At 40.6% G+C, this 1,420-nt stretch carries 1 protein-coding gene; it reads left to right on the top strand.

Going from position 1 to position 1,420, the window contains the following annotated elements; genetic code table 11:
• Positions 1-73: 73 nt before the first annotated feature.
• A protein-coding gene (locus tag CSV79_RS16505; RefSeq protein ID WP_099690120.1) for an IS3 family transposase occupies positions 74-1,212 on the top strand; the annotation gives its coding sequence in 2 pieces (ribosomal slippage) (positions 74-308 and positions 308-1,212; 1,140 coding nt in all).
• Positions 1,213-1,420: the final 208 nt, after the last annotated feature.

Here is a 1,420-nt window from a genome sequence, read left to right as displayed (position 1 = left end):
TTGGAGCTAGTATAGATGTATGGACACAAGTTAGTTAAGTCTCTATCCTATAAATAGAGAGGTTGTGTCCGGAATGAAACAAAAACGTTATAACCAGGAATTTAAACAAACAATTGTCGAACTTTACAGATCTGGTACATCTGTGAGTGATCTCAGCAGCGAGTATGGTGTATCTGAAGTAACAATCTATAATTGGATTAAAGCACTTTCCCCTATTGAAAGCAGTGGTGGTTTGACACCGACTGAAATCGCAGAAATTCAAAAGGAAAATCTTCGCCTTCAACAAGAGGTGGAAATCCTAAAAAAGGCTATGACCATATTCGCGAGAAAGTAACCGACCAAGAGATCATTGACCACATCGAACAGGAGAAAGAAAACTTTCCTATTCAAGTAATGTGCGAAGTGCTTAAAGTGCCAAGAAGTACGTATTACCAGTCATTCCGTAAAGTAAAACCTTCGTATACCATCGAAAACGAAGCGATTTTAGCACGCATAAAAATCATTCATGCGGAAAGTAAAGGTCGCTACGGCGCACCAAAAATCCATTATCTCTTAACGCAAGAAGGTTTTACTGCCAGCTTAAATCGTGTTCAGCGAATCATGAAAGAGGCGGAAATTCGTTCAACGATTGTGAAAAAGTACCGCCCTACTTCCACCACTGGACAAGTTGAAGAACGTGAGAATCTGTTAGAACAGGATTTCGAAACGATGACAATCAATGAAAAATGGGTTGCAGATATTACGTATATTAACACGCTAAGAGACGGCTGGTGTTACCTAGCTTCCGTTCTTGATTTACACACGAAGAAAATTATAGGCTATTCATTTTCCACATCAATGACGACAGAACTCGTTCTACAAGCTTTATCGAACGCGATCGCTGTTCAACAACCAGATGAAGGGTTGATTTTGCATACCGATTTAGGCAGCCAATACACAAGTGAAGATTTTGAAAAAGCATTGGCAGACGCAAAAATCAAACAGTCTTTCAGCCGTAAAGGATGCCCGTATGACAATGCCTGTATCGAGTCTTTTCACGCAACTTTAAAGAAAGAAGAAGTGTATCAAACTACTTATATTGACTTTGAAACTGCGCGAATGGCCCTCTTTAGCTATATTGAATCGTGGTACAACCGAAGACGGATTCACGGGGCTATTGACTATTTAACGCCCCAACAACTAGAAGATTCGTGCCGTAAAGAAGTAGCTTGAATGGAAGAGTAAATTTGGCTTCCCTATTTACCCTACCTACACATTTTTTAGGACGACATCCATGGGTTGTATTTCCTGTATCCAGCGAAAGCTGTCAAGTGCGGTCTTTCACTTGACTGGTTTCGCTGGATACAGGACGCTCCATGAATGGATGCCGTTCTGAAACGGACTTAACTTTTTTGTGTCCAGGATATTGACGTAGATCCAT

This window comes from Sporosarcina sp. P13 (assembly GCF_002743055.1).
Classification (GTDB): domain Bacteria; phylum Bacillota; class Bacilli; order Bacillales_A; family Planococcaceae; genus Sporosarcina.
This window is presented reverse-complemented; position numbering and strand designations above follow the sequence as displayed.